The 4,412-nt window shown below is 53.9% G+C and carries 5 protein-coding genes; all 5 read left to right on the top strand.

Going from position 1 to position 4,412, the window contains the following annotated elements; translation table 11 throughout:
* On the top strand, nt 1-1,447 hold a 1,447-nt coding region (gene tssI, locus EOJ37_RS13625), incomplete at its 5' end, for a type VI secretion system tip protein TssI/VgrG (protein WP_127960438.1).
* Nucleotides 1,437-2,021 carry a DUF4123 domain-containing protein gene (locus EOJ37_RS13620; protein ID WP_127960437.1) on the top strand — a complete coding sequence of 195 codons (585 nt, stop codon included), beginning with the start codon at nt 1,437-1,439 and terminating at the stop codon, nt 2,019-2,021. The genes tssI and EOJ37_RS13620, both read left to right, overlap by 11 nt.
* A gap of 16 nt (nt 2,022-2,037) precedes the next feature.
* On the top strand, nt 2,038-2,778 hold the full coding sequence (locus EOJ37_RS13615; protein WP_127960436.1) for a hypothetical protein: 741 nt from the start codon (nt 2,038-2,040) through the stop codon (nt 2,776-2,778).
* A 9-nt stretch (nt 2,779-2,787) separates the two neighbouring features.
* Nucleotides 2,788-3,087, top strand: a complete 300-nt coding sequence (locus EOJ37_RS13610) for a PAAR domain-containing protein (RefSeq protein ID WP_127960435.1) — start codon at nt 2,788-2,790, stop codon at nt 3,085-3,087.
* A gap of 39 nt (nt 3,088-3,126) precedes the next feature.
* A complete protein-coding gene (locus tag EOJ37_RS13605) occupies nt 3,127-4,329 on the top strand; it encodes a hypothetical protein (RefSeq protein ID WP_127960434.1) in 1,203 nt (400 codons plus the stop codon).
* Nucleotides 4,330-4,412: the final 83 nt, after the last annotated feature.

Below are 4,412 nucleotides of genomic sequence, written 5' to 3'. Positions count from 1 at the left end.
CAAAGACGATGTGATCACCGAACTGCACTGGGAACGCATCGCGCAACCGGTCGCCACGGTGCAGAAAGATCGCTGGCACGGCCACCCAGATTTTGATCTGCAATACCGCGCTGAAACAGAACCGCCAGTCGGCTATGGCGAATGGTTTGAGAGCACCGGCCGCTATCAGGATCATCAAAGCGGCGAACTGTTTACCCGCTACCGGCGCGATCGGCTGGTGATTGAGAGCCAGCACGGCGTGGCAAAAAGCAACAGCATCCAACTGATGCCGGGACGGCGCTTTGACCTCACCGGTCACCCGATCGAGGCACGCAACGACTACTACCAAGTGGTCAGCGTGCGCCACCACGGCCAAGTGCCCGAGGCGCGCAACGGCAATGCCGCCGACAGCGGCACCACCTTCTACAACCACCTGCACCTGGTGAACGGCTTTGACACCTGGCGCGCACCGTTTTGCCATAAACCGCTGGCCGACGGTGACGAAGTCGCCACCGTGGTTGGCCCGCCGGGCGAAGAGATTTTCGTCAACGAACACGGCGAAATCAAAGTCCATTTTCACTGGAACCGTTACGACAAACCGGACGACCGCGCCTCGTGCTGGGTGCGCGTGGCACAAGCCTGGAACGGCAGCGCCTACGGCTTTATGGCCATCCCGCGTATTGGCCAAGAGGTGATCATCTCCTACCTCAACGGCGACATCGACCGGCCGATCGTCACCGGCTGCACCTACAACGCGCTGAATGACCCCCCGCTCAACCTGCCAGCGGAAAAAACCCGCACCACGCTACGCACCCAAACCCACAAAGGCGAAGGCTTCAACGAACTGCGCTTTGAGGATGCCAAACAAAATGAACAAATTTACATGCATGCGCAAAGAGACCACGTGACTGAGATCTTGCATGACCAGTTTCATACCATCGGCAACAATCGCAGCAAATCAGTTGGTGTGGATCAGAAAGAGACTATCGGCCGTGATAAACGTACCGAGGTCGGGCGTGATCATTATGAAACGATCAACCGCAACGCGGTGCTGAAGGTGTTACAGCATCAGGAAATCCAGGTTGAGCAAAACCGTACCTTGGTGGTGAACAGTTCAGAACGGAAAACTATTTATGCTGATTCTATCGATGATATTGGGGGCAATAAAACCATTGAGATCCAGGGCGTGAAGGACGAGAAAGTCAATACCAAGGTGTTCAGCCGTTCTAAGGTTTACATTTTGCATGGTGAAGACAAGGCGGTATTGGCGGGACCGGGTGGCAGCCTGACGATCGACAGCAGCGGCGTGACGATCAACGCGAAAAAGCTCACCCTACTGGCTCCAACAATTGATATCCGAGGTGGTGGCAGTCATCAGGTCGAGGCATTGATGGCCACGGTAAAAGCAGGCAAACCGTTCTGTGAAGTATGTGCAAAAGCCAAAAAGGATCTCGACGATGCAGAATAGAGTCAACCGATTGCATGAGCGTGTGTTACCGCAAGATCCCCAAGAGGCACAGGCTCAGCTCAACGCATACCTTTTTGGCCCAGTGGTGCGCTTTGTTGATGAGGATATTCACGTCATACAGGCAGAACAGGGCGCTGTTTGCCATACCTATGCGGTGATTGATGCGATACATAAATCAGATATTTCAGTGCTATTAGACGCCTATGACACTGAATGGCAATGCCTGTGGAAAGGCGATGCGCAAGCGCAGTTTGCGTTTTATGCGCCTTACATCGTCAAACTGCAAGTCGATACCCCCTTTACCGAGTGGCTGCTTGAACAGGGATGGGGGAAGAACTGGGGGATCTTCATCAGAAGCTACCACTCGCTGACCGCATTGACGCGACACTTGCGAAAATTTAATCAGCTTTACAGCGAAGTCGATGACCATTGGGTGATCTTTCGCTACTACGCGCCGGAGGTGGTAAAAAATTACTTGCCGTTCTTACCGGCGCGTGATTTTGCGGAATTTACTGATGGATTGACACAGATAATCGCAGAGAACCGGCAGAACAACAGCGTGTTGTTTCTGTGACGGTAAGGGAGAAAATATGCGTATCACACAGGAAACCGATGACAGCCTGCGCCATTACCGTATGCAGGCTTTTTTGACCAACGCCATCCGCTATTTGCAGCAAAACTATGCGGAGGTGATAGCGCTACGCGGTATCACCGAGGCGCATCTTGAACAGGGTGTCAGGCAAAGCTACCAATGGACGGTGGAGCAACACCGCCCGAGTCAACTGCTGGCATTGCGTGTTGCCACCGCGCGGCTCTGCTTTGGTGCTTTTTTTATGCAGGATCCACGCTACGCGGCACTGCAACAGATCATCCACACGCAAGTGGCGACGCTCAGATTGACGGTAGAAGACCCGGTTCTTGACTATATCGAGCTGCACCAAGCGGATAAGCAGCCTGATGAGTGGCAAAAAAATCGCAGCACGCTTATCGGGTGGATACACACCCATCAACAGAACTCGCGTGGCGCACCTGGCTGGTTAGCAGGTGAAGCGATATTACATCGCCTGCTCGAGCAGGAAACCCGCACCGCCTGCCGCCTAGCGCCTGCGCAATACCCGGCATTTATCGCACAGATAAAAGCCATTGTGGCGCAGCACCTGCCTGTGACGCGAGATAGCGATGCAGCGGTGTTACTGGCCATCGGGCAATATTACGATGGTTTGTACTGTTTTGATGATCCGTTCAGGCCACGTTGGTTTAACGCCCTGTTGGGCAGCCATGACGCCACTAAATGTGAGCGGATACAACGCGCCTTTGCACTGACGATATAAGGAGAAATCATGAGCCAATCTGTTGCCTTAAAAGGCCATTACCATACCTGCCCACAGGTCGATCCTGGCCCCACACCCCATATAGGTGGCCCGATCAGCGGTTGCCAGCAATCGTTTGTCACCTACAATGGCCGCCCGCTGGCGCTGGTCGGCGATACCTTAACCTGCGAGGGCAGCCATGCACAGGATACCATCGTCTCAGGCTCTGCCTGCGTCACCATTAACGGGATCCCGGTGGCCCGCCAGGGGGATCGCACCGCGCATGGCGGCGTGATCGTCGAGGGTGAGGCGGGGTTAACCCTCGACTAAACAGGTGAGTTATCCTATTGATAAAAAGGAAGTCATAACATGAGTAGCACTAAAACCGCCACGGCAGCCACCTGTCAGGATGAAGCCATCGAAGACGACGAGCAGGTGATGCCCTGCCAGATACCGGACATGATCATGACGATTGATGATCCGGCACAAGCCAAAGACGCGTTTAGTAAGATCAGCAGCCCCCTCTCAATGGAGATGGAGGATATCCCGCTGGAGGGCGGAGGCCCAGAAGAGCTGGCCAATGAAGAAGCGCTACCGGAAGGGGTGAGTTTTTCTTCGGTGATGGCACACGTGCAGGCAGGCAAAAACAGCCGCAATGCCAAAATAAAAGCCTTGGCCAATGAAATCAGTGATATGGATAAGCTGTTTGATAAAGTGCATGAAAAAATCGGGGTCGAGGAGTTTCCGGTTTTCCTGGCGCTGTTCTCCGCCTCGGCACGCAGTGGGGAGAAGGGCAAATGGCAGATAACTCGGAATGGCAAAAAGCATGATATCAACAAGGCGGTGTTCAGAGTCACCTATCTGCCCCAACACCACTACTACCCGACGGTGGCTCGTGATGAGCTGGGGCCGAGTGAGGTGGGTGATAACGTGTATACCCCACACTCAACCTGGTTGAATGATGATTTTGAAATCATCGTTACCCCAGAGTATATCCAGACGGATGGCACATTATGGACCTACACCCACCCCACACGAAAGAGAACGCTCGATGAGCTGGCCGATCTGCTGATTAAGGAAATCTATAACATTGTCGAACGCAATAACCTGGTTGATTGGTGGAGTGGCAAAGCCCTGACGGCTGCGGAAGTCTTGATCACCATCGCCTCGGTGTTCAGTGGTGTGGGTATCGTGTTACGCGCGGGGCATTTAGCTATCCGGGCCACAGCGGCCCTGACCATTGTGGTGCAGGGCAGTAATACAATTGATGCGGCTAGCCGATTTATTGGCGTGAGTGAGCAGGGGTATAACCCGTTACTGGCGGCGGCACGTTATCTGGATGGTAAACAAGGCTCCAAGTATGAAGCGGCGTTTCATGCGGCGAACCTGATGATGATGTTTGGCAAAAGTGGCGTGGTGAAGACACTCACTGCTTTGGGTAGCGGTGCGGGCGGGGCAAGACTGTTCTACATGACCAAGGAGTATACGTTGACGGAACAACCGATCCAGGCGCTGGAAGATCCGCGCAATTACCCGGCCGATAGCACAGAAAAACAGGACGTTAAACCATGAGCGCTGTCTATGAAAATGTGAAGAAAACCGCTAGCTTGCGCGTCAGCAGTGGGGGGAAATCCAAGGGATTAGCGAATATCCAG

Origin of the sequence: Serratia microhaemolytica, from assembly GCF_004011885.1 — a bacterium.
In the GTDB taxonomy this organism is placed as follows: Bacteria; Pseudomonadota; Gammaproteobacteria; order Enterobacterales; family Enterobacteriaceae; genus Serratia_G; species Serratia_G microhaemolytica.
The sequence above is the reverse complement of the archived record's forward strand: the minus strand, read 5'-3'. Positions and strand labels throughout refer to the sequence as shown.